This is a genomic window from Streptomyces typhae, assembly GCF_009755605.1.
GTDB lineage: Bacteria > Actinomycetota > Actinomycetes > Streptomycetales > Streptomycetaceae > Streptomyces > Streptomyces typhae.
Map to the genome: position 1 here is coordinate 174,593 of NZ_WPNZ01000015.1, position 19,252 is coordinate 193,844.

At 73.4% G+C, this 19,252-nt stretch carries 20 protein-coding genes; 9 read left to right on the forward strand and 11 right to left on the reverse strand.

The genetic code is table 11. From position 1 onward, the window contains the following. Window positions 1-156 precede the first annotated feature (156 nt). Window positions 157-933, forward strand: a complete 777-nt coding sequence (locus GPA10_RS26410) for an AraC family transcriptional regulator (protein ID WP_425505817.1) — start codon at window positions 157-159, stop codon at window positions 931-933. Between the two features lie 52 nt (window positions 934-985). Here the strand turns inward: GPA10_RS26410 and GPA10_RS26415 are convergent, their stop codons facing one another. Both GPA10_RS26415 and GPA10_RS26420 read right to left on the reverse strand, forming a co-directional pair. Beyond that, complete coding sequence (locus GPA10_RS26415; RefSeq protein WP_058847664.1) at window positions 986-1,477, reverse strand: glutathione peroxidase; 492 nt, start codon at window positions 1,475-1,477, stop codon at window positions 986-988. Between the two features lie 10 nt (window positions 1,478-1,487). Further along, window positions 1,488-2,270, reverse strand: coding sequence for an ABC transporter permease (locus GPA10_RS26420; RefSeq protein ID WP_343041346.1), 783 nt, complete (start codon window positions 2,268-2,270; stop codon window positions 1,488-1,490). Between the two features lie 110 nt (window positions 2,271-2,380). Between GPA10_RS26420 and GPA10_RS26425 the strand changes: the two genes are divergently transcribed. The 3 genes from GPA10_RS26425 (at window position 2,381) to GPA10_RS26435 (ending at window position 5,099) form a co-directional block, all read left to right on the forward strand. Then, a complete protein-coding gene (locus GPA10_RS26425) occupies window positions 2,381-3,466 on the forward strand; it encodes an S-(hydroxymethyl)mycothiol dehydrogenase (RefSeq protein WP_058847665.1) in 1,086 nt (361 codons plus the stop codon). Further along, window positions 3,466-4,125 carry an MBL fold metallo-hydrolase gene (locus GPA10_RS26430; protein WP_157167659.1) on the forward strand — a complete coding sequence of 220 codons (660 nt, stop codon included), beginning with the start codon at window positions 3,466-3,468 and terminating at the stop codon, window positions 4,123-4,125. The genes GPA10_RS26425 and GPA10_RS26430 overlap by 1 nt, the downstream gene beginning before the upstream one ends. Before the next feature lie 254 nt (window positions 4,126-4,379). Continuing rightward, the gene (locus GPA10_RS26435) at window positions 4,380-5,099 is read left to right on the forward strand and encodes a DUF2470 domain-containing protein (protein WP_157167660.1); all 720 of its coding nucleotides are present in this window, start codon (window positions 4,380-4,382) and stop codon (window positions 5,097-5,099) included. Here GPA10_RS26435 and GPA10_RS26440 read toward each other — a convergent pair. After that, window positions 5,038-5,388: a YkvA family protein gene (locus GPA10_RS26440; RefSeq protein ID WP_425505818.1), complete on the reverse strand. Its 351-nt coding sequence runs from the start codon at window positions 5,386-5,388 to the stop codon at window positions 5,038-5,040. The two genes, GPA10_RS26435 and GPA10_RS26440, sit on opposite strands and share 62 nt — an antisense overlap. Before the next feature lie 213 nt (window positions 5,389-5,601). Here GPA10_RS26440 and GPA10_RS26445 point away from each other — a divergent pair, with 213 nt between their 5' ends. After that, window positions 5,602-6,252 carry a cysteine hydrolase family protein gene (locus tag GPA10_RS26445; RefSeq protein ID WP_157167661.1) on the forward strand — a complete coding sequence of 217 codons (651 nt, stop codon included), beginning with the start codon at window positions 5,602-5,604 and terminating at the stop codon, window positions 6,250-6,252. 87 nt (window positions 6,253-6,339) lie between these two features. Here GPA10_RS26445 and GPA10_RS26450 read toward each other — a convergent pair whose 3' ends face one another. Next, window positions 6,340-7,527: a lactonase family protein gene (locus GPA10_RS26450; RefSeq protein WP_157167662.1), complete on the reverse strand. Its 1,188-nt coding sequence runs from the start codon at window positions 7,525-7,527 to the stop codon at window positions 6,340-6,342. Between the two features lie 301 nt (window positions 7,528-7,828). Here GPA10_RS26450 and GPA10_RS26455 point away from each other — a divergent pair, with 301 nt between their 5' ends. Beyond that, a complete protein-coding gene (locus GPA10_RS26455) occupies window positions 7,829-8,512 on the forward strand; it encodes a TNT domain-containing protein (RefSeq protein ID WP_058847708.1) in 684 nt (227 codons plus the stop codon). Between the two features lie 36 nt (window positions 8,513-8,548). Here the strand turns inward: GPA10_RS26455 and GPA10_RS26460 are convergent, their stop codons facing one another. The 3 genes from GPA10_RS26460 to GPA10_RS26470 all read right to left on the reverse strand — a co-directional run bounded on the left by GPA10_RS26460 (window position 8,549) and on the right by GPA10_RS26470 (window position 11,606). Beyond that, on the reverse strand, window positions 8,549-9,613 hold the full coding sequence (locus tag GPA10_RS26460; RefSeq protein WP_157167663.1) for a glutathione S-transferase family protein: 1,065 nt from the start codon (window positions 9,611-9,613) through the stop codon (window positions 8,549-8,551). Beyond that, window positions 9,610-9,963 (reverse strand): hypothetical protein, encoded by a 354-nt coding sequence (locus tag GPA10_RS44105; RefSeq protein WP_058847671.1) that lies wholly within the window; start codon window positions 9,961-9,963, stop codon window positions 9,610-9,612. The genes GPA10_RS26460 and GPA10_RS44105 overlap by 4 nt, the downstream gene beginning before the upstream one ends. Window positions 9,964-10,130: 167 nt before the next feature. Further along, window positions 10,131-11,606: a cytochrome P450 gene (locus GPA10_RS26470; RefSeq protein ID WP_157167664.1), complete on the reverse strand. Its 1,476-nt coding sequence runs from the start codon at window positions 11,604-11,606 to the stop codon at window positions 10,131-10,133. Between the two features lie 119 nt (window positions 11,607-11,725). Here GPA10_RS26470 and GPA10_RS26475 point away from each other — a divergent pair, with 119 nt between their 5' ends. Then, window positions 11,726-12,421, forward strand: coding sequence for a TetR/AcrR family transcriptional regulator (locus tag GPA10_RS26475; RefSeq protein WP_157167665.1), 696 nt, complete (start codon window positions 11,726-11,728; stop codon window positions 12,419-12,421). Here GPA10_RS26475 and GPA10_RS26480 read toward each other — a convergent pair. After that, window positions 12,384-12,887, reverse strand: coding sequence for a hypothetical protein (locus GPA10_RS26480; protein ID WP_157167666.1), 504 nt, complete (start codon window positions 12,885-12,887; stop codon window positions 12,384-12,386). The genes GPA10_RS26475 and GPA10_RS26480 overlap by 38 nt on opposite strands. A 95-nt stretch (window positions 12,888-12,982) precedes the next feature. Further along, entirely contained in the window at window positions 12,983-14,332 is a 1,350-nt protein-coding gene (locus GPA10_RS26485; protein WP_157167667.1) for an MFS transporter, read from the reverse strand. 56 nt (window positions 14,333-14,388) lie between these two features. Between GPA10_RS26485 and GPA10_RS26490 the strand changes: the two genes are divergently transcribed. Next, entirely contained in the window at window positions 14,389-15,120 is a 732-nt protein-coding gene (locus tag GPA10_RS26490) for a CGNR zinc finger domain-containing protein (protein WP_343041347.1), read from the forward strand. Between the two features lie 93 nt (window positions 15,121-15,213). Beyond that, window positions 15,214-15,744 (forward strand): winged helix-turn-helix transcriptional regulator, encoded by a 531-nt coding sequence (locus tag GPA10_RS26495; protein WP_157167669.1) that lies wholly within the window; start codon window positions 15,214-15,216, stop codon window positions 15,742-15,744. Between the two features lie 53 nt (window positions 15,745-15,797). On the opposite strand, the gene GPA10_RS26500 is transcribed toward GPA10_RS26495, so the two are convergent. Further along, the gene (locus tag GPA10_RS26500; RefSeq protein WP_157167670.1) at window positions 15,798-17,144 is read right to left on the reverse strand and encodes a serine hydrolase; all 1,347 of its coding nucleotides are present in this window, start codon (window positions 17,142-17,144) and stop codon (window positions 15,798-15,800) included. Window positions 17,145-17,279: 135 nt separating this feature from the next. Then, window positions 17,280-18,920: a methionine--tRNA ligase gene (locus GPA10_RS26505; RefSeq protein ID WP_157167671.1), complete on the reverse strand. Its 1,641-nt coding sequence runs from the start codon at window positions 18,918-18,920 to the stop codon at window positions 17,280-17,282. Window positions 18,921-19,252 lie beyond the last annotated feature (332 nt).

A 19,252-nucleotide genomic window follows, 5' to 3' on the forward strand; every position in this document is an offset into this window, starting at 1 on the left:
GGACGATCGTCGCGAGCGCGGCGGCTGTCGGGCTTCCGATAAAGTGCCAGTCTGTAGCGATTACCCGCCAGGCGAGGCGTACGCTGACGAGTGCGAGCACGCGTAGGAGTACGCGTAGAAGTACAGGTACGAGCATGCGTACGCATACGCGTACGCGTGGCCGGGGACGAGGTGACACCGACCGTGCCGGAGGCCGTCCGCCACACCCCCAAGGCGCCGACCCACGTCCGGCACCTGGCCGCCGGGGAGCGCATCGACGCACACCGGCACGACGACCACCAGATCGTGCTGCCGGGTTCGGGGGTCGTCGCCGTCACCACGGAGGCGGGTACGTGGTTCGCGCCGGGGAACCGCGCCATCTGGGTGCCCGCGGGCACCGTTCACGCCCACCGCGCGCACGGCCGTCTGAACGCGCACTTCGTGGGCCTGCCCGCCGACGAGAACCCGTTGCACCTGGACGCCCCCACGGTCCTGACCGTGAGTCCGCTCCTGCGGGAGCTGATCGTCGAGTACACGCGCATGCCCGCCGCCACCGGCCCCGAACGCGGGCGGCTGCGCGCCGTCCTGCTCGACCAGCTGCGGGCATCGCCGCAGCAGCCGATGCAGTTGCCCACGCCCACCGACCCCCGTCTGGTGGCCGTCTGCGCCCTGGTCCACGACCACCCCGCCGACCCGCGCACGCTCGCCGCCCTCGGGGCCGCGACCGGAGCCGGTGAACGCACGCTCAGCCGCCTCTTCCGCGCCGAACTGGGCATGACGTTCCCACAGTGGCGCACCCAGTCCCGCCTCTACCACGCCCTGCGGATGCTCGCGGACGACACTCCCGTCACGACCGTCGCCCACCGCTGCGGCTGGTCGTCGACGAGCGCGTTCATCGATGTCTTCCGCCGGTCGTTCGGGTACACGCCGGGCACGCACAACCGCCGGCCCTGAGCACGGCCCGTCGCGCGGTCGCCGCGCGACGGGCCGCGACGAGGTGGCGCCGTCAGGCGGGAAGGTTCGCCTCGACGGCTGAGACGACCTCGGGGGCGTCGGGCTCGGTCTGCGGGGAGAAGCGGGCGACCACCTCGCCGTCGGTGGAGATCAGGAACTTCTCGAAGTTCCAGCGGACGTCCCCGGTGTGACCCTCCGCGTCGGCCTTCGGTACGAGCCGCTCGTACAGGGCGTGCCGGCCGTCGCCGTTGACCTCGACCTTCTCCGTCATGGGGAAGGTGACCCCGTACGTGGCGGAGCAGAATTCGGCGATCTCCGCGGAGGTGCCGGGCTCCTGGCCCATGAACTGGTTGCAGGGGACTCCGAGGACGGTGAAGCCGCGGTCGGCGTACGTCTCGTGCAGGCGCTCCAGAGCCGCGTACTGCGGGGTGAGTCCGCACTTGGAGGCCACGTTGACGATCAGGACGGCTTTGCCCTGGTACTGGGAGAGGTCGGCGGGGCCGCCCTGGAGGCGGGCGATGTCGATCGCTTCGTAAACAGACATGCTGGGGAGCTTACGGCCCCGGCGTGCGATGGAGCTTGCCGTGCGCGACGAGTTCCACGGTCACCGCGACGGCCACCGCCTGCACCGCCATCAGGGCGAACAGGACGAAGAGCTGGACGGCGCCCGCCTGCACGGGCGACGCCCCGCCGAGCAGCATGCCGACGAACGCGCCGGGCAGGGTGACGAGGCCGACCGTGCGGGTCTGGTCGAGGCCGGGGAGGAGCGCGTCGGAGGCGGCGGGGCGGATCACCTCCAGGCGGGCGTCGCGCTCCGGCAGGCCGATCGCGAGGCCCGCCTCGAACTCGCCCAGACGGGTCGCCAATTCGTCCAGGGAGCGACGGCCGCCCAGGACCGTCGCGGTGAGCGCCCCGCCGATGAGGATGCCCGTCACCGGGATCAGCGCGATGCCGTCGACGGGAACCAGACCGGTGAGGGTCAGGGCCGCGACCACCGGCACCACCGGGACCGCGAGGGGCACGGCGGCCCACCACCAGGTGGCGTTCGGGGTGACGCGGCGCCCGGCGGTGCGTGTGGCGACGGCGAACATCAGGAGCAGGAAGGCGAACAGCGCCGCCCGGTGGTGCACCACCCAGCCGATGAGCAAGGACACCGCGCCCAGCTGGGCGCAGGCCCGTACCCCGGCCACGACGACCTCCCGGGAGCGGCTCCGCGACGCGTCGGGCGAGAGCCGGAACACCGCCGCCGCGGTCGCCGCGACGAGCAGCAGCACCACCAGCGCGACACCGAGCGCGGCGTTCACGGGCAGCAGCGTCTGAGCAGCGAATACGCGCACGTCCACACCCTAGACGCGGGGACCCGTAGGCTCCTCCTACCGGCGCGTTCCACCCCCGCGGGGGAGACCCGCGCCGACGGAACTACGCAGGCGAGAGAAGGGCGAGAGTCATGGCGCAGCAAGTGCGGGGCGTGGTCGCACGCGCGAAGGGCGAGCCGGTACGGATCGAGACGATCACCGTGCCCGACCCGGGGCCGGGCGAAGCCGTGGTGAAGGTCCAGGCGTGCGGTGTCTGTCACACCGACCTGCACTACCGCGAGGGCGGCATCAACGACGACTTCCCGTTCCTGCTCGGGCACGAGGCGGCGGGCGTGGTGGAGTCGGTGGGGGACGGTGTCACCGAGGTCGCGCCCGGCGACTTCGTCATCCTCAACTGGCGCGCGGTGTGCGGGCAGTGCCGTGCCTGTCTGCGCGGGCGCCCGCAGTACTGCTTCGACACCCACAACGCGAAGCAGAAGATGACCCTGGCCGACGGCACCGAGCTGGCCCCCGCGCTCGGCATCGGGGCGTTCGCCGAGAAGACGCTCGTCGCGGCCGGGCAGTGCACGAAGGTGGACCCGGCGGCCTCCGCGGCGGCGGCCGGTCTGCTCGGCTGCGGGGTGATGGCGGGGATCGGCGCCGCCATCAACACCGGCGGCGTGGGCCGCGGCGACTCCGTCGCCGTCATCGGCTGCGGCGGCGTCGGCAACGCCTCCGTCGTCGGCGCCCGGCTCGCCGGCGCGGCGAAGGTCATCGCCGTCGACGTCGACGACCGCAAGCTGGAGACCGCACGCGGCCTCGGCGCCACCCACACCGTCAACTCCCGCTCCGCCGATCCCGTCGAGGCGATCCGCGGGCTGACCGGCGGCTTCGGCGCCGACGTCGTCATCGAGGCGGTGGGCCGCCCGGAGACGTACGAGCAGGCCTTCTACGCCCGCGACCTGGCGGGCACGGTCGTCCTCGTCGGCGTGCCGACCCCGGACATGCGCATCGACCTGCCGCTGCTCGACGTCTTCGGCCGCGGCGGCGCGCTGAAGTCCAGCTGGTACGGGGACTGCCTGCCCTCGCGTGACTTCCCGATGCTCATCGACCTCTACCGCCAGGGGCGGCTCGACCTCGACGCGTTCGTGACCGAGACGATCGCGCTCGACGAGGTCGAGAAGGCCTTCGAGCGGATGCACCAGGGCGACGTGCTGCGTTCGGTGGTGGTGTTCTGATGGCCGCCGCGACCTCTCCCGCCGAGGGCGGCGCCGCGCGCGTCGACCATCTCGTCACCTCCGGTACGTTCTCGCTCGACGGTGGGACCTGGGACGTCGACAACAACGTCTGGATCGTCGGTGACGACCAGGAGGCCGTCGTCATCGACGCGGCGCACGACGCCGACGCCATCGCGGCGGCCCTCGGCGACCGCCGCCTCGTCGCCATCGTGTGCACGCACGCCCACGACGACCACGTCGACGCCGCGCCGGCCCTCGCCGCCCGCACCGGCGCCCCGGTCCTGCTGCACCCCGACGACCTGGAACTGTGGAAGCTCACCCACCCGGACCGCGCGCCCGACGGTGAACTGGCCGACGGGCAGGAGCTGAGGGTGGCCGGGACGGTGCTGCGGGTGCTGCACACCCCCGGCCACTGCCGCGGCGCGGTCAGCCTGTACGCGCCGTCGCTCGGCACCGTCTTCACCGGGGACACGCTCTTCGCGGGGGGACCCGGTGCCACCGGCCGCTCCTTCAGCGACTTCCCGACCATCGTGGAGTCCATCCGCGAGCGGCTCCTGACGCTGCCGCCGGAGACGGTGGTGCGCACCGGTCACGGTGACAGCACGACGATCGGCACGGAGGCGCCGCAGCTGGAGGAGTGGATCGCCCGCGGCCACTAGACCGCCGGACGGCGTCCGCCCGTGCTGACCGCCGGACCGCGTCCGCTAGTGCGGCGGTCAGCTCCCACTGGGGTCCGCCCCTGCGGCGGCCGCCTTTGCTGCGAGCCGCCTCCCCCTTTGCTGCAACGGTGCTTGGGCCGCCCTCGAGTCTCGCTCGGGGGCGGCCTTCGTCGTGCACACCACACCTCACGCGTGCTGGCAGCGCGACACGATCTCCGATAAGTTAGGCAAGGCTTACCTAATGGAGGTTGAGGATGGGTGTCCGACACGTCAGCACGACCATGCCCACCGCGGCGGCGCGCGCCCGCTCCGTGCTCGCCACCGCCTGGTCCTGTGCGGTGACCACGGAGATCGGCAGGGACGATCTCGTCGGTGCCCACACCGTGAGCGAGCGGGGCACGGTGCTCCTGCACCCGCCCGAGGACAGCGCGCTCGCCGCCGCACTGATCTGCGCGCCGCGCGGCGAGCCGTCCACGCTCCTGGAGTTCGCGGACGTGGCGCCGGTACCGATCAGGGACCGGGTCCGCTCCCGGCTCTGGCTCTCCGGCACACTCACGGCGACGCGCGACCACCTCGTGTTCGAGCCGGCCTGCGCGGTGCTGCACGACGCCGGCGGCCGTACGGGCATCGACCTGGAGGAGTTCGCGCTCACCGACCCCGACCCGCTCGCGCAGGCCGAGTCCCGGCTGCTCACGCATCTCGCCGACGCCCACCCGGAGGCCGTGGAGCAGCTCACGCGGCTGATCTCCGCGGACAGCCTCACCGGTGTCGTCGCCGTCAAACCGCTCGCCATCGACCGGCACGGCCTGACGTTGCGTCTGGAACGCATCAGCAGCCAGGCCGACGTACGCCTGCAGTTCCACGAACCCGTCGACGACCTCGGTCAGGTCACCGAACGGATGCACGCCCTGCTCACCAAGGCGCGTCTGCTGCGCCGCCCGGTCCTGCGCCCGTCCGCCCCTCCGGAGTCCTGAGCACGGCCCCGCCTGCCTCACCGGTCGGCGCGGCGGACCGGAGCGAGCGCAGCGCCAGGACGAGCACCCCTATGTCGTCGAGCAGGACGGGATCGGGCAGCAGATCCGCAGGCAGCACGAGATAGCCGATCGCTCCCCAGAACACCCATGCGCGCCCCGTCGGCAGACCGGCCCGCCGCAGTGCGCGGCGGGTGCGGACGAGACGGACCAACAGCACGACGGTCACCACCAGCGTCGCGACCACGAACACCGCGGCCACGGCAAGCAGCACCACGACTCCCGTGTTCACCGCACCAGCACTCCGCTCACCCGTGTTCCGTGCCTCACCGGCATTCCGGGCACGAACGTTCCGTGCCCCACCGGTACTCCGACCATCCGCGTTCCGTCGCCCACCGGTACTCCGACCACCCGCATTCCCTCGCCCACCGGTACTCCGCTCACCACCAGCACTCCGATCGAATTGAGAGGCGCCGCCGACGCGGGCGCGGGCATGATGGCGCCCATGAACACCGACAGCCGTCCCGGGCCCGTCGCGGCCACGCCCGCCGGGTCCCTGGACTCCCCGGCTTCAAACACCGGTTCGCCCGCCCGCACCGTCGACCCGGTGCACGCACTGATCGTGGTGGACATGCAGTCTGCCTTCGTCACCGGTGCCGACACCGTGCCCCACGCCGCCACGGTCCTCGCCCGCACCGAACAGCTCATCGCCAAGGCCCGCGCGGCCGACGCCCTCGTCGTGCAGTTGCAGAACGACGGTCCCGAGGGCGCCTCGGACGAGGTGGGCACGCCCGGCTGGGAAGTGCATGTGCCCGTCGACACCGAGCGCGGCGAGATACTGCTGCGCAAGACCGTGGACGACGGCTTCGAGGAGACCGACCTGGAGGAGCTGCTGCGGAGCAGGGGCGTGACCGCGCTCGCCGTCTGCGGCGTCATGTCGGAGATGTGCGTCAGCGCCACCGCCCGCACGGCCCGCGACCTCGAATTCCGCGTGGTCCTGCCGCACGACGCCCACGGCACGCACGACATCCCGGCGGCCCCCGGCATCAGCGACGCCGTCCCCGCGGCGACGGTGTCGCGCGTCGCCGAATGGGCCCTCGGCGACGAGGTCGAGATCGTGCCGAGCGCCGACGACGTGAGCTTCGTGGCGCCGTAGCGGCAGACGTGCCCGTCATCGGTCACGGCGTGAGCCCCGGCCACCCCGTGAGGAGGGGGGCCGGGGCTCACGCCGTGACCGGGCTGCTCACAGCGGCAGCGCGCACACCGCCACCGGTGCCTTGAACGGCCTGCCCGCCGGGCTGAGCGCGCCGCTGCTCGCGTCCACGCGGAACACGCTCACCGAGCCCGAGCGCTGGTTCGCGGCGAACAGCAGCCGACCCGACGGGGACAGGGCGAGGTGGCGCGGGAAGTCGCCGTCCACCGGCACCGTGTCGAGCAGCCGCAGACGCGCGCCGCCCTGCTCGACCGCGTACCGGGTCAGGGTGTTGTCACCGCGGTTGGCGAGGTAGGCGTAGGCGCCGTCGCCGGTCACGACGAGTTGCGCGGGATAGCTCGTGATCCCGGGGCGGGTGCCCGTGGGCTGCGGCTCGCCCGGTGTGACCCGTCCGCTCGCCGGGTCGTAGGCGCAGACGACCACGGTGTTGTCCACCTCGTCGGCGAGGTACGCGAACCGCCCCGAGGGATGGAAGGTGAGGGCACGCGGCCCGGCCCCCGGCCGCACCGTCGCGTACGAGACGCGGCTCAGCTTTCCGGCGGCCGTGTCGAGCCGGTACGTGTAGACCGTGTCAGTGCCGAGGTCGACGGCTAGGACGTGGCGGCCGTCCGGCGCGGTGATGATCTGGTGGGCGTGCGGCCCCTGCTGGCCGGGTCCGGGCGGTGGCGTGGAGTGCGTGACGAGGTCGGTGCGCTCGCCCAGGGCCCCCGACGCCCCGATGGGGTGCACGGCCACGCTGCCGGAGGTGTAGTGGGCGCTCAGCAGCCAGCGCCCACTGGGGTGCACGGACAGATGGCAGGGCCCGGCCCCGCCGCTGGCGCGGGTGCCGAGGACCCGCGGGGTCCCACCGGGCGGCAGGTCCACCGCCGTCACCCCGCCCTGCTGCCGCTCGTTGACGGCGTACAGCGTCCGCCCCGAGGGGTGCACCGCGAGGAACGAGGGGTCCGCCACGCCACCGATGGTGCCCGCGCCGGTCACCGTGCCCGTCGCCTCGTCGTACGTGGCGAGCCCGATGCCCGTTCCGCCGCCCGCCTGCGAGGTGTACGTGCCCAGGAACAGGCGTCTCTGGCCGCGCGAGCCGACACCGGCCGGGGCCGCGCCGGCCGAGGCCGCGTTTGCCGGAGCAGCGCCTGCCGGAGCAGCGCCGGTCACGGCCGCCGTGGTCACGGCTGCCGCGCTCACGGCGAGGGACGTACCGATGAACCGCCTTCTGTTCATGACTGCACCTCATGAGACGTGAGTGACGGATGTGACTGCAGTACGCAGCCACAGTGACCCCAGAATTCCCAACAGACAAGACCCGCAACATGAGTTGCATCCTCTGCAACGCGAGCTTCCGCCGTACGGAGGAGGTGGGCGCGCGACGCGTTCCGGTCGAATCGACGGCGAAGACGGGCCTCCCGCAGGCGGGGCCGACATCTGGTGGCCAACGTCCCGCTAGCGTTTGCGCGTTGCTTTCGATGATCGCGCACACACGCGCGCGCAGACGTCAAGGAGTCGCCGGGTGGACCGAAGCCGTGTGTTCCGCATACGTACGACGCTGGCAGCCATGGGCGTCGCCGCCGCCGTCGTGACAACCGTCGCAACGGCACCCGCGGCGAGCGCGGCACCCGCGGCGCCGCCCGCGAACAGGGCCGCGAAGCCCGCCCCCTGCACCGGCACCTACGCCGACGACGCCCGGCTCGGCCCCAAGTGGCTGCCCGGGAAGTGGCAGCGTCCTGTCGGCCCGCTCCTGAAGAACTGGAAGCGCACGGGCAAGCTGTCGCCCGCGGCGTTCCTGAAGAAGTACTGGGAGGGCCCGGCGGACACCGGCAGCTGGAAGTACCCGCCGAACGACGGCTTCGGGACGGTCAACGGCCGGGTCGACAAGCACCCGGAGACACTGCGGCGGGGCGAGGTACTCGACCGCTTCGGCTCCGAGTACGGCGCGTACCTCGCACCTGCCGGAGACTCCTACGCCGAGCGTTCGCTCCCGCCGCAGAACCTCAACACCCGTGAGGCGGCGTACGCCTGCGACTACCGCGTCTACAAGGTCACCAAGCCGTTCGTCGTCTGGGAGGGCGGCGTCGCCCCCTGGTTCGAGCAGCCCGGCGGCGGCGAGCAGATCAAGCTCGACCCCGCCTTCCTCGACCCGGGCGAGGGGCAGCGCCTGAACGTGAAGTGGCTCCTCGATCACGACTACCTGGAGCCGGCCGCGCGATGAGGCCGCGCCCGGTGCCCCTCGCCGGGCGCCGCGCGGTCACGGACGGCCCGCCGCCGCGACCTCCTCTGCCTCCGGCACCGGCCCGGGAGCCGTCCCCGCGCCGAACGGGCTGCCGCCGAGTTCCTCCCGGTGGTGCGGTGTCAGCCAGCCGGACAGGTCGGGGCCGAGGGGGACGACGGCGGTGGGGTTGATGCCCGTGTGCACTTGGTAGTAATGCCGCTTGATGTGGTCGAAGTCGACCGTGTCGCCGAAGCCCGGGGTCTGGTAGAGATCGCGGGCGTAGGCCCACAGGACGGGGTCCTCGGTCAGCTTCCTGCGGTTGCACTTGAAGTGGCCGTGGTACACCGCGTCGAAGCGCACGAGCGTCGTGAACAGCCGGATGTCGGCCTCCGTGATGCTGTCGCCCACCAGATAGCGGCGGTCGGCGAGCCGCGCGGAGGTCTCCTCCAGACGCCGGAACACGTCCTTGTACGCCGACTCGTAGTCGCTCTGGGTGGAGGCGAAGCCCGCGCGGTACACGCCGTTGTTGACGTCGTGGTAGATGCCCTCCATCACCTCGTCGATCTCCGCCCGCAAAGGCTCGGGGTACAGGTCGGGGGCGCCGGGGCGGTGCAGGGCCGTCCACTCCGTGGCGAGGTCCAGGGTGAGCTGTTGGTAGTCGTTCGTGACGAGCTTGCCGCTCGGGACGTCCACGAGCGCCGGGACGCTGACGCCGCCCGGGTAGCCCGTCTCGCGTGCGTCGTAGGCCTCGCTCAGATAGCGGATGCCGAGGACGGGGTCGCGGCCGTCCGGGTCGAGGGTGAAGCGCCAGCTCCGGTCGTCCTGGATCGGGTCGGTGACCGCCAGCGAGAGCGCGTCCTCCAGGCCGAGCAGCCTGCGCGAGACCAGGGCGCGGCTCGCCCATGGGCAGGCCCTGCTCACCACCAGGCGGTACCGCCCCGCTTCCACGGGCCAGCCGTCCCCGCCGTCCGCCGTCACGCGGTCGGCGAAGTGGCTCCGCGAGCGCTTGAACGGCTTCTTGCCGTACGAGGCGTTGCCGGACGCCTGCTGCTCCCCGCCGGACGCCGTCCCGCCCGCGGGCTTCCGCTCGCCGCCGCTCATCGCAGGCTCCCCTCGCGGCGCTGGGCCGGAGCGGTCACCGGGGCCGACGCCGCGTCCGGCCCGGTAGGTCGGGAGCCGTCCGGTGACGGTTCGTCGGCGGGGCCGCCGTCCGTCTCCGCGGGGCCGGGTGTCGGGGCGTGCGGCGCGAGGTCGTAGATCCTGTCCAGGAGCCAGGCCTCGTTGCCCGCGAGGCCCGCGCGGCGCAGCGCCTCGTCGGCGTCCGCGATCGGGACGGCGAGCAGTGCGGCGGTCCCCGCCGTCGCCGGTGCGGACAGGGCGGCGCGTGCGGTGTGCAGCAGCCGCAAGCATGCCTGCGCCGCGGCCAGTTCGGGATACGTCGTGCCGGTCATGTCGATTGGCTCCTTAGCGCGCGGTTCCCATGGTCGAAGGTGCAACCCCCACTCTTGCGCACGGGTCTGACAATTGCCCTGCAACCGCCACGCGAGCCGCCGCCCGGCCTCGTGTCACGCGGTCGGCGGTGCCGGGTCACCCGGACCGGTGTACGTATCCGGCCCCCTCACCCGGCCCGGCGGACCAGGCGCAGCCGCAGCCCCTGCGGCATCAGCGTCAGCCGCTCCACGACCCGCAGCCGGTAGCCCGGGTCCGGCACCAGGTCGTAGCGGCGCAGCAGCAGCCCGAGGACCAGCGTCGCCTCGTGCAGCGCGAACTGACGGCCGATGCAGGCCCGCGCGCCGGTGCCGAACGGCTTGAAGACGTGCGCGGGCCGCGACCGCACCGCGGCGGGCGCGAACCGGTCCGGGTCGAACTCCTCCGGCCGCGGACCCCACGCCTCCGGATCCCGGTGGAGCAGCATCGTGAGCACCAGCGCCCACGCGCCCCGCCGCATCGGGTGCGTCCCGCCGAGCACGGTGTCCGCCAGGGCCTCCCGGGCGAACGCCGGCGCGGTCGGCCACAGGCGCAGCGCCTCGTCGAGGGCACGGCGTACGTAGCGGAGCTTGGCCACCTGTTCGTACGCGGGTGTCTCCGTGGCCCCCCACACCCGGTCGACCTCGTCCCGCGCGCGGGCGAGCACGTCGGGGTGGGCGGCGAGATAGTGCAGGGCGAACGACAGGGCGCCCGACGTCGTCTCGTGCCCGGCCACCAGGAAGGTGATGACCTGTCGGCGGATGTTCTCCGGAGAGAGGCGTTCACCGGTGCCGGGGTGGGCGACCTCCAGCATCCGGTCGAGGAGGTCGCCGCGGGCGCCCGAGGCGTCGGCGGCGCGCCGGGCGGCGACCACGCCGTCGACCGTGCTGTTCAGATACGCCATGTCGGCGGCGTTGCGCCGCTCGGCGCGGCGCAGCAGCACCGGCGCGAGCGCGGGCGGCAGGACGTTGCGCCGCTGCGCGTGCGAGAGCGTGCCGACCATGGCGGTCACGAAGGGGTGCGGCCGGGCCCGCTCGAAGGAGCCGAAGTCGTGTCCGAACCCGGTGCGGGAGATCGTCTCCAGGGTCAGTTTCGTCATGTCGCCCGGCACGTCCACGGCCCGGCCCGCGGCCGCCGCGGCGTCCCAGCGCGCGGTGAGCTGCCCGGCCACGTCCAGCATCAGCGGGTGGTAGCCCGCCATCGCCTCCCGGCTGAAACCGGGCGCCAGTATGTCGTGGGCGAGCTGCCAGTTGGGTTCGTGGTTGTACGCCGTGAACAGGCCGTCTCCCGCCACGGGCCGCAGGTTGGCCACCCCGAGCCCGACATGCTTGGCGAACCGCGCCTCGTCGGCCAGCTCGGCCGCGAGCCGCGCGCCCCAGACGAAGACGATCTCCTTGCCGAAGGCCTTGCGGCGGAAGACGGGACCGAGGCGGCGCCCGATGTCCATCGAGTCCTGCACGGGCGTGCGGGCGTTCGCGCCGAGCACGTCGCCGATCAGCGGTATGCGGCGCGGCGGGTGCGGTATCCGGTCGAGCCGTGGCCATCCGGCCTCCGCACTGCGGAACCCCTTCGGCAGGCCCCCGGGCAGCGGCCCGGCGCTTCCCGTCGGCTGCGTGGTCTGCGCCATGACCGCCATCTCCCTTGTGCACGCGGCTCCTTGGAACGACCGGAGCCTGTTGTACGTGGATTCAATAGGGGATCCCAGTCTCGTCCCGTTGTTGAACCGGCGTCAAGTAAGGTCCTTGCATGGCCGCGAACCCGCAGCACAGCCCCCGGCGCAGGCTGAGTACCCAGGAGCGCAAGGAGCAACTGCTCACGGTAGGGGCGCGACTGTTCGCGCAGAACCCGTACGACGACGTCTGGATCGAGCAGGTCGCCGAGATCGCGGGCGTCTCGCGCGGGCTCCTGTACCACTACTTCCCGACGAAACGGGACTTCTTCGCCGCGGTCGTCCAGCGCGAGAGCGACCGGATGCTGCGCCTGACGACCGCCGACCCGGGACTGCCCGTTCGGGAGCAGCTCGGCGCGGGCCTGGACGCCTTCCTCGGCTACGTCGAGGGCCACGCCCAGGGCTTCCGGGCCTTCCACCGCGCCAGGGAGGCGGGCGACCCGACGGTGCGTGCGGTCTACCGCGAAGGGCTCGCCGCGCAGGAGCGGCAGATACTGGCGGCCCTCCTCGCGGACCCCGGGACCGCCCCGCTCACCGCCGAGCTGCCCGCCCTGAGGCTGGCCGTGCGCGGCTGGCTGGCCTTCATGGTGGCGGTCTGCCTGGAGTGGCTGGAGGAGCCCGGACTGCCGCGCGCGCAGGTGCGGGACCTGTGCGCGCGAGCCCTCCTCGGGGCGATCCTGCCCTGGCCGGACGGCGCGGGGCCCCCGAGCGCGGACCTGGCCGTGCCGGACGTGCTCAGGCGGGCAGGAAGCCCGCGCCGAAGTGCTCCGTGAGGGTGTGCCGGGAGGTTCCGCCGTCGTCCCCGAGGCGTTCGGCGGCCCACAGGAAGAAGTCGTCCGCGACGGTGTCGATCCAGCCGTGCGCCGGGTCGGAAGGTCCGGGGTCCGGCGCGGGGTAGCGGAGTTCCAGCTCCGGTCCGCCCGTCGCGAACACGGTGAAGAGCCGGTGCCCGTCCTCCTCGGACGCCTGCCGCACCGCCACCCGGGAGCAGTCCCACCGCCTCGGCCCGTACTGGAGCCAGAGCGTGCCCGATCCTGTCCCGTCGGCGTACAGGGCGGCGGCGACGGCCAGGTCGCCCCGCTGTGAGGCGTCCGTGAGGTGCACGAATCCATGACAGCGCCCGGAGCCCGGGGTGAGCACGCCCGTCGTGACGTCGAGGGACCAGATCTGCCCGTGCCGGTCGTAGTCCTGCAGCACGACCTCGTACGGCGGGGCGGCGGGCTTGTCCGTGTCAGGCATCAAGTTCACTTTCGGCGGTGCGGTGGGCCAAGTGCTCGGAACTAGCCGGACGTTACGGCTGCGCGGGCGCGGGAGGGACCTGTGGCGTCGGCGCGTCAGGGTGACGTACGGGGCAGCTGTGAGCTACAGGTTCCCTCAGAGGTGTGCGGCACACCCCGTCCGCCCTGTGGCCCGCGCCTCCCTCGGGACAGCGCCATGAAGCCCAGGGCCGCGAGGGCTTCGAAGCCGGCGGCCACGAGGAGCGCGCCGGGGAGCGACCAGGTGGCCAGCGGGCCGCCGAGCCCGGCGCCGATCGCGTAACCGGTGATCTTCAGGCTGGCGCCGGTGGTGAAGATCTGCCCGCGCAGCGGCGCCGGTGCCTCCCGGTGCCGCACCGCGAACAGGGCCGTGAGCTGCGGGCCCGCCCCGGCCCCCGCGACCACCATGGCCGCGAACAGCGCGAGGGGCGTGAGGGTCGCGGCCAGGAGCAGCGCCCCGGCGAGGGCGAGCGTGCTGGCGAGGATCGTCGCGTCGGGACGCAGCACGCCGGGGCGCCGGGCCAGCAGGGCGTTGGCGGCCAGGGATGCGGCGGAGAGGGTGGCGAGGAGAAAGGTGCCGGAGTCGGTGGTGCCGAGGGCGTGTTCGCCGAGCAGGGGAGTGCAGGCCACCAGCATGCCGACACCCACGTAGGAGATGACGGACGTCAGCGTGGCGCGGGCGAGCGGACGGACGCGGCCGATGGCGGCGAAGCCGGACCGCAGATCGGCGAGGACGGCCCCGGGCGAGAACGCGGTCGCGGTCGGGGCCGGGGGCGCGGCCGTGGTCGGGGACGCGGGAGTGGAGGTGTGACTGGAGTTGGGGGAGGGTGCGGGTGACGTGGCTGGGGGCGGGGTTGAGGATGTGGGGGCGCGCTGCGGCAGCGTCCACGCCGCGGGCAGCGCCAGGACGATCAGGGCGAGGGACACCACGACGCTCACCGGGGCCCCGGCCGTCATGGCGACCGCGCCGGCGAGCGCCGGTCCGGCGAGGGCCGCGAAGTTGTACGTCAGCGCGTCGAGGGCGGTGGCGCGCGGCAGGTGCTCAGGGCCGCTCACCCCCGGGAGCTGCGAGGTCCAGCCACCCGCCAGCGCGGGCCCGAGGAGGCCGCCGCACAGGGCGGTGGCGAGGACCGCGGGCAGCGGCAGGCGGCCGAGGCCCAGCAGGATGACGAGCAGCGCGAGGGAGTACGCCGCCAGCGCGGCGGCCAGGAGCCGCCCCGGCCGCGCGGCCCGGTCGAGCAGGGCCCCGAAGACGGGCCCGCCCACGGCCGCCGAGAGCGTGATCCCCGACAGGAGCGCCGAAGCCGTCGACGCCGATCCCGTCACCGAGAGTCCCACCAGGAGCAGCGCGGGCCCTGACATCTCGTCGCCGGTGCGCGCGGCGGTGGCGCCTGTGAGATACCGCCCGACGCGGTAACGCTTTGGCATGGATGGGACGTTACAAGGTAACGGGCAGGCTGGCTACGGGCGTTACCCTGACTCTCGTGAAGAAGTCGAGGGGCGAGGGCGCGGAGGCGGCCGACGACGAGTGGTCGACCCGCCATTCCGTCCTGCGCTCGGCGCAGCGTGCCGCAGCGTTGGTCAACGTCCTGAGCGCAGCCGACGCAGATGGCGCAGCCGAGGCAGCCGACGCGGACGGCGCGGACGACGTGGGCACCGCGGACGGCGCGCGGAGTGCGGAGAGCGCGGAGAGTGTGAAGGGCGCGGTGAGTGCGGCGAGTGCGGGCGGGCCCCGCGCGCCCGGCGCCAACGCGGTCACCGCCGTGCTGCGCGAGTACGGGGAGCGGGGCCCGCTGGACGTGACCGCCCAGGACGTGGCGGACATGCGCGCGGTGGCCGCCCGGCTCCGCGAGGTCTTCGCCGCGCCCGACGCCGACACCGCGGCGGCCCGCCTGAACCGGCTGCTCGCCGAGGGCTGCGGACCGGTCCGGCTCACCGCGCACGGCGGCGGCACGCCCTGGCACATCCACCTGGACGGCGACGACTCCGCGCCGTGGGCGGAGTGGTTCCTCGCCTCGTCCTGCATGGCCCTCGCCGTGCTGCTCTGGGACCGGCAGCGGCCCCCGGGCGGGCTGTGCGCGTCACCGCGCTGCGACACGGTGTACGTCACCGGGGGCAGCGGCGCGGCACGCCGCTACTGCTCGCCGCGGTGCGCCACGCGCGAACGGGTGGCGAGCCACCGGCGGGCCAAGGGGGCCCGGGCCACGGCCGGTTGAGGGCCCTTGTGCGGGGAGTTGAGGGTCCATGTGCGGGGATTCGCCGGGGCACGGGAGACGTACACCCGAGCGAACCCTTCCTATGCTGGCTTCATGAGGCGGACTTCCTTTGCGAACTGGCCCTGTTCCATCGCGCGCACCATGGATCTGCTCGGCGACTGGTGGACGCCGCTCGTGCTGCGCGAGTCCTTCTACGGGGTCACGCGGTTCGACGTGTTCCAGCAGCAGCTCGGCATCGCGCGCAACACCCTCGCCGACCGGCTGCGCCGCCTCGTCGACGAAGGCATCCTGGAGAAGCGCCCTTACCAGAGCGAGCCGGTGCGGCACGAATACGTGCTCACGGAGAAGGGCCGTGACTTCTTCGGTGTGCTGGCCGCCATGAACAGCTGGGGCAACCGCTGGCTCAGCGGCGACGACGGCGCCCCGGTCGTCTTCCGGCACGAGCCGTGCGGGCACGACAGCACCGCCGAAGTGGTGTGCGCGCACTGCAAAGCGCCGATGACGTCGGCGGACACCCGGCCACGCATGGGCCCCGGCTTCCCCGCGGGGCTGGCCGACCGGGCCGAGGTGCGCAGGAGGTTCGCCCACGACGCGGTGGACGGGCCCGCCCTGGAGAACTTCTGACGGCGCCCCATCGGCAGCGCCCCGGCCGAGGTCCCCAGGTTCACCGACCGGCCCTAGGTCATCAACGACCTGACCAGGTCCGCCGCGAGGCGCCCTGCCCGGTCCGCATCGCCCTGCACCAGACGGGTCCGGGTGAGGGCGAAGGACAGGCCGCGCGCGCGGTCCGCGAAGGCGATGCTGCCCCCGCTGCCGTGATGTCCGAACGACGTCTCCTCACCGGCCGTCTCCGGCAGGCCGAGGAAGTAGCCGAGCCCCTTGGCGTATCGCCCGAGCAGCATCAGGTCCTTGCCCCGCACGGCGACCGAGGAGACGTGCGCAAGGCGCTCCGGCGAGATCAGGCGTACGCCGTCGACCTCCCCGAGGAGTGCCGCGTACATACGGGCGGCGGCGCGGGCCGTGGTGGTGCCGCCCGCGGGCACGTCCGCGAGCAGGAAGTCCCGGCGGTTGGCCAGCTCGGCGGTGGTCCACACGTCCCGGTTCGGCACGACGAGACGCCGGAACGGCACGGACGGCGGCAGGCCGGCGAGCCAGGCCGCCCAGTTGCCCTCCTGGAGCGGCGCCACCCGCGCGAGATCCGGGGCGGGCACCCCGAAGAACAGCTCGTCCGCCACGCCGAGCGGCTCCGTCACGTACGTACGCAGCGCTCGGGCGGGTGTGAGGCCGGTGACGCGGCGGACCGTCTCGCCGAGGATCCAGCCGAAGGTCCAGCCGTGGTACCCGCTGTCCGTACCCGGTTCCCACAGCGGCTCCAGGTCCGCGACCAGGGCGCACATGCCGTCCCAGTCGCACATCTCGGCCGGGGTGATGGCCGCGGGGAGCTGCGGGATGCCGACGGTGTGGGTCAGGGCGTCCCGTACGGTGGCCCGCTCCTTGCCGTGCGCGCCGAACTCGGGCCAGTAGTGGGAGATCGGCGTGGCGTAGTCGAGCAGACCGCGCTCCGCGAGCACGTGCACCAGCGTCGACATGAACCCCTTGCCGGTGGAGAAGCTGTGGATCGGCGTGTCCGGACGGAGCAAGCGGCCGTCCCCGTCCGGCGCATCGGTATCGAGCGCGTGGCTGTCGGTGTGCGGCGCGTCGGTATCGAGCGCGTGGCTGTCGCTGTGCGGCGTGTCCGTGCGGAGCGCGTGGCTGTCGCTGTGCGGCGTGTCCGTACCGAGCACGCCCTTGTACGGCGTTTCCGTACCGGCCCCGCGGCCGTCCTTGTACGGCGTCTCCGTACCGGACCCGCGGCCGTCCCCGTACGGCCCGTCGCGTACGCCCGTGCCCGCGCACGCGTCGACGACCGGCTTCCCGTCCACGTACACGGCCACTTGCAGACCGCTCTCCGCACCCGAATCCACCAGCTCGCGGAGCAGCGACCCGATCCGCTCGCGCATCTCCGCACCCGCCTCGTCGCTCACAGACGCATGATGGCACCGGGACGGCCCCCGCTCGACGGGACGGCGCGGCCCGTCGAGCGGGAGCCACGACCGGCGGCCCGCGCCTCACCCCCGCCGGGGGGCAGCGCGCCTCACCCCCGCCGGGGCCAGCGCGCCTCACCCCGCCGAGGGCAGCGGCTCGTCGACGCGCGGGAACAGCGGCCGGGCCGCCGGGAGCCGGCCGTCGGCGGCCGGAGTGCACTGCGCGGCCACCCGCGCCGCCGCCACCGGCACGAACGGGCCGAGCTGGTCAGCGAGCGTGCGGCACGCGGTGACGAGGGCGGTGAGCACCTCGTCGAGCCGCTTGCCCGCCGCAGGGTCGCCCGCGCGCTCGGCCTTGGCCAGCTCCCAGGGCCGGGTGCCGTCGACGCACCGGTCGGCCTCCGTCACCACCCGCCACACGGCGTCCACCGCCCGCCGGAAGTCGAAGTCCGCGAGCGCGTCGTCGACCTGCGCCGGGACCTCCCGGCAGGCGGCCACGAGGCGCTCCGTGCCCTCGGCGGGCGTGCGGGACACCGGCGACACCGGCGACACCCGTGACGCCCGTGAGACCGGCACCCGGCCGTCGCGGAAGCGGTGCGCCATCGTCACGACCCGGTTGACGAGATTCCCCAGGCCGCCCGCGAAGTCGGCGTTCGCCCGGGTCACCAGCCGCTCCCGGGTGAAGTCGGCGTCGCCCACGCGCGGTACGTCCCGCAGCAGCCACCAGCGCACCGCGTCCGTCCCGAACCCCGCGACGAGCTCCGCCGGGTCGACGGTGGTACCGGCCGACTTGCTGATCTTGCGGCCGTCCACGGTGAGGTAGTCGTGCACGAGGACGTCCGTGGGCAGCGGCAGCCCGGCCGACAGGAGCATGGCCGGCCAGTACACGGCGTGGAAGCGCACGACGCCCTTGCCGACGAGGTGGGTGCGGCGGGTCGCGCCGCTCCACCACTGGTCGTACGCGGGCCCGCCGGTGCCGTAACCGAGGCTGGTGACGTAGTTGCCGAGGGCGTCCCACCAGACGTAGACGACCTGGTCGGGGTCGCCGGGCACGGGAATGCCCCAGCCCCGGGCCCGGGTGTGCGAGCGCGACACGGAGAAGTCGTGCAGCCCGCTCTCGATCAGGGCGAGCACCTCGTTGCGGCGCACGGCGGGCTCGACGCGCAGGCGCCCGGAGGAGATCAGGTCGTGCAGGCGGTCCGCGTACCTGGAGAGCCGGAAGAACCAGTTCTCCTCGGCGACGGGCCGGGGTTTTGTGCCGTGCTCGGCGCAGCGCCCCTCGACAAGTTCTGCCGGGGTGTAGAACTGCTCGCAGCCGACGCAGTACAGGCCCTCGTAGTGCCTGCGGTACAGGTCGCCGGAGTCCGCGCACCGCCGCCACAGGCGTTCCACGCCCACCCGGTGGCGCGGGTCGCGGCTGGTGCGGATGAAGTCGTCGAAGGACAGGGCCAGGGGGCCGCGCAGCGCGGCGAACGCCTCCGCGTTGCGGTCCACCAGGTCCTGCACGGGAACGCCCGCCGCCTCGGCGGCGAGGACGTTCTTCAGCGAGTTGTCGTCCGTGCCGGTGAGGAAGCGGACCCGGTCGCCGCGGTGCCTGCGGTGCCGGGCGAGGACGTCCGCCTGGACGAGTTCGAGGGCGAAGCCCAGGTGCGGGCGGGCGTTGACGTACGGAATGGTCGTGGTCACGTACGTGGTGCGCGGGGTGGGCGGCGCGGTGCCCGGTGGGCCGGACAGTTGGTGCAGTTGGTGCTGCTGGTCGGACAGGGGGTCGGTCATGGGAGCCTCCAGGATCTCCGGGGGAGAGGCGGGGCTCCGGCACAGGAACGGATCGAGGCCCCGTCTCGGGGCCTCGAAGCACGCGTGCGTCCGAAGTCAGCGGCCCCGTCGGCGGGGCATCATGGCGATGCGGACATCAGGCGTGTTCGTGATCATGCGGGGATGCTAGCAGCGTGGCCGCCGACGGGGCCCGGGGTTTTCTCCCGCGACGACTACGGCGTCGCTTACCTGCCAGACCGCGGGCCACGCCTCTTGGTGGACTGAGCCGTGCCCAGAACCAGACCCGCGTCCCAGCCCAGTACCACCACACCGACCCCCGACTCCCGCCCGCC

Bases quoted from the DNA above. Each gene is read 5' to 3' on its own strand.
- GPA10_RS26415 (WP_058847664.1), bottom strand. From the start codon at position 1,477: ATGTCTGTTTACGAAGCGATCGACATCGCCCGCCTCCAGGGCGGCCCC.
- GPA10_RS26425 (WP_058847665.1), top strand. From the start codon at position 2,381: ATGGCGCAGCAAGTGCGGGGCGTGGTCGCACGCGCGAAGGGCGAGCCG.
- GPA10_RS26430 (WP_157167659.1), top strand. From the start codon at position 3,466: ATGGCCGCCGCGACCTCTCCCGCCGAGGGCGGCGCCGCGCGCGTCGAC.
- GPA10_RS26435 (WP_157167660.1), top strand. From the start codon at position 4,380: ATGGGTGTCCGACACGTCAGCACGACCATGCCCACCGCGGCGGCGCGC.
- GPA10_RS26445 (WP_157167661.1), top strand. From the start codon at position 5,602: ATGAACACCGACAGCCGTCCCGGGCCCGTCGCGGCCACGCCCGCCGGG.
- GPA10_RS26450 (WP_157167662.1), bottom strand. From the start codon at position 7,527: ATGAACAGAAGGCGGTTCATCGGTACGTCCCTCGCCGTGAGCGCGGCA.
- GPA10_RS26460 (WP_157167663.1), bottom strand. From the start codon at position 9,613: ATGAGCGGCGGCGAGCGGAAGCCCGCGGGCGGGACGGCGTCCGGCGGG.
- GPA10_RS44105 (WP_058847671.1), bottom strand. From the start codon at position 9,963: ATGACCGGCACGACGTATCCCGAACTGGCCGCGGCGCAGGCATGCTTG.
- GPA10_RS26470 (WP_157167664.1), bottom strand. From the start codon at position 11,606: ATGGCGCAGACCACGCAGCCGACGGGAAGCGCCGGGCCGCTGCCCGGG.
- GPA10_RS26475 (WP_157167665.1), top strand. From the start codon at position 11,726: ATGGCCGCGAACCCGCAGCACAGCCCCCGGCGCAGGCTGAGTACCCAG.
- GPA10_RS26480 (WP_157167666.1), bottom strand. From the start codon at position 12,887: ATGCCTGACACGGACAAGCCCGCCGCCCCGCCGTACGAGGTCGTGCTG.
- GPA10_RS26485 (WP_157167667.1), bottom strand. From the start codon at position 14,332: ATGCCAAAGCGTTACCGCGTCGGGCGGTATCTCACAGGCGCCACCGCC.
- GPA10_RS26495 (WP_157167669.1), top strand. From the start codon at position 15,214: ATGAGGCGGACTTCCTTTGCGAACTGGCCCTGTTCCATCGCGCGCACC.
- GPA10_RS26505 (WP_157167671.1), bottom strand. From the start codon at position 18,920: ATGACCGACCCCCTGTCCGACCAGCAGCACCAACTGCACCAACTGTCC.